Genomic DNA, 2,410 nt, shown 5'->3' on the forward strand with positions numbered 1-2,410 from the left:
GGCGATCCCGACGAATGGACCACCCCGCCGTGGGAGCTCACCGAGCGCGACGGCCGCTGGTACGGCCGTGGGGCCGCCGACTGCAAGGGCAACCTGGTCGCCCACCTCACCGCCCTCCGAGCACTCGCCGCCCTGGAGGGCCCGGACCCGCTGGACCCGCTGAACGGCCTCGGGATCAGGATCGTCGTCGAAGGCTCCGAGGAGACCGGCGGAGGGGGCCTGGACGAATTGGTGGCCACGCGACCCGACCTCGTGGCGGCCGACGCGATCCTCATCGCGGACTCGGGGAACGTCTCGGTGGGCGAGCCCACGCTCACGACGAGTCTTCGGGGGATCGCGAACGTCGTCGTCGTCGTGGACACGCTCGAGGCCGGGGTCCACTCGGGCCAGTTCGGGGGCGCGGCGCCCGACGCGCTGGGCGCGCTCGTGTCGATCCTGGCCTCGCTGCGCGACCCGGGGACCGGCGCCACGACCGTCGACGGTCTCGACTTCTCCGGGCGGTGGCCCGGGCGGCCGTATGACGAGGACGCCTTCCGCGCGGACGCCGGGACCCTCGACGGGGTCCAGCCGTCGACCGCAGCCCCGCTGGCCGACCTGGTGTGGTCGCGCCCGGCGGTCACCGTGTTGGGGATCGACTGCCCGCCGGTCGAGGGCGCGATCGCCGCGGTCCAGCCACACGCCCGGGCCCTGGTCAACCTCCGCGTCCCCCCCGGCACCGACCCGCTCGAGGCGCAGGAGCTCCTCGCAGCGCACATCGAGCGGAGGCGCCCCTGGAACGCGCGTGTGTCGGTGGAGAGGGAGACCGTGGGTTTCCCGTTCAGTTCCGTCCCCGCCGACGGGTCGGATCCCGTGCACGACCTGCTCTCGGAGTGTCTGGCGCAGGCGTACGGCACGACGGAGGTGGCGGAGGTCGGCTCGGGCGGGTCGATACCGCTGTGCACGGCTCTCCGTGACGCCCATCCGCGGGCCGGGATCGCGCTGTTCGGCGTGGAGGACCCGGCCGCCGCGATCCACTCCCCCGACGAGAGCGTGGACCCGGGGGAGATCGAACGCATCGCGCTGGCCGAGGCCGCGTTCCTGCAGCGCTTCCGCTGACCCCGGGGGCCGCGCGGTGGTGCGTGGCGCGGCCGTGGCGGGATCGGCGATACGCTCGCACGCGTGAACCCCCGCCCGGATCTGGACCTGACCCTCCGCCTCTCGGCGTCCGCAGCCGATTCCCGCCGGGGCATCGTCCGGGCGCACCCGGAGGTGATCCTGGCGCTGGGGATGCGGGAGTGGGACGCCCTCGAGATCGTGGGCGCGCGCACGACGGCGGCCGTGGTCGCCGCCGCCGCGACCGGTGCCCCCAGCGGGATCCTGGTGGTGGACGAGGTGGTCGCCGCCAACTGCGGCCTGGGCGAGGACGCGCGGGTGACCGTCCGGGCCGCCCGGGTCACCGGCGCCCAGTCCGTCGAGGTCCAGGGCCTGCCGCCCGCGGGCCGGGGCGTGGCCGAGCGGGTCCTGCGGTCCGCACTGCTGGGCAAGGTACTGCGAGTGGGTGACTCGGTGACCCTGCTGCCCCGTGACCTCGGTCCCGACTTCCCCACCGGCGACACCTCCCGCACTCTGCGCAACACCATGGGTGTGCAGTGGAGCACCGCGCTGCTCACCGTCACCGCGACGGTGCCGGACGGTGTCGTCTCCGTGCAGCCCACCACCGCGGTGGTCGCCGCGGGAGCCTCGGACCCCGGTCGCGGTCCGACGACGACGAGCCCCCGCGGTGTCTCACCACGCTCGGCGGAGAGCGTGGGCGCGCCCGCCCCCGACCCGGCGATCACCGCCGTCGACCGACGGGACCTGGTGGGGTTCGCCGACCAGGCGGAGGTGCTGGAGCAGTGGCTCACCCTCGCCCTGGACCGGGCGGACCTGTTGCGCACACTGGGAACCTCACCGCACCTCGGGGTGTTGATCGCGGGACCGCCCGGCGTCGGCAAGGCCACGCTGGTGCGGTCGGTCGCCGGGGACCGGCGGCTCGAGGTGCTCGACGGCCCGTCAGTGGGATCCCTGGACGCGGCGGGGCGGCTCGAGGCCGTCCGGGCCGCCGCCGAGCGCGCCAGGGAGAACGGCGGGATCCTGCTCGTCACCGACGTGGAGGCACTTCTGCCGGCGCAGACCGAGCCGGTGTCCACCCTGGTGCTGGACCGGCTGCGCTCCGTGGTCGCACACCCGGGATCGGTGCTGGTGGCCACCTGTGTACGTCCCGAGGACGCCGACGCCCGGCTGCGGGAACCCGACATCTGCGATCGCGTGCTGGACCTGCCCCTGCCCGGCGCCGCCGACCGCGCCGCGCTGCTGGGGGTACTCCTGCGGGACGTGCCCACCGGCGAGCTCGACCTGCCCGCGGTGGCGGACCGGACGCCCGGGTACGTGG

2 protein-coding genes are annotated in these 2,410 nt (G+C 75.1%); both read left to right on the plus strand.

Translation table 11 applies throughout. The features are described from left to right. Positions 1–1,095, plus strand: a 1,095-nt coding sequence (locus tag IY392_RS13940) for a M20/M25/M40 family metallo-hydrolase (protein ID WP_194861534.1), incomplete at its 5' end; no start/stop codon positions are given. Positions 1,096–1,158: 63 nt separating this feature from the next. Then, the coding region (locus IY392_RS13945) for an AAA family ATPase (RefSeq protein ID WP_194861535.1) at positions 1,159–2,410 on the plus strand (1,252 nt) is incomplete at its 3' end.

Origin of the sequence: Dietzia sp. SYD-A1, from assembly GCF_015356725.1 — a bacterium.
GTDB lineage: Bacteria > Actinomycetota > Actinomycetes > Mycobacteriales > Mycobacteriaceae > Dietzia.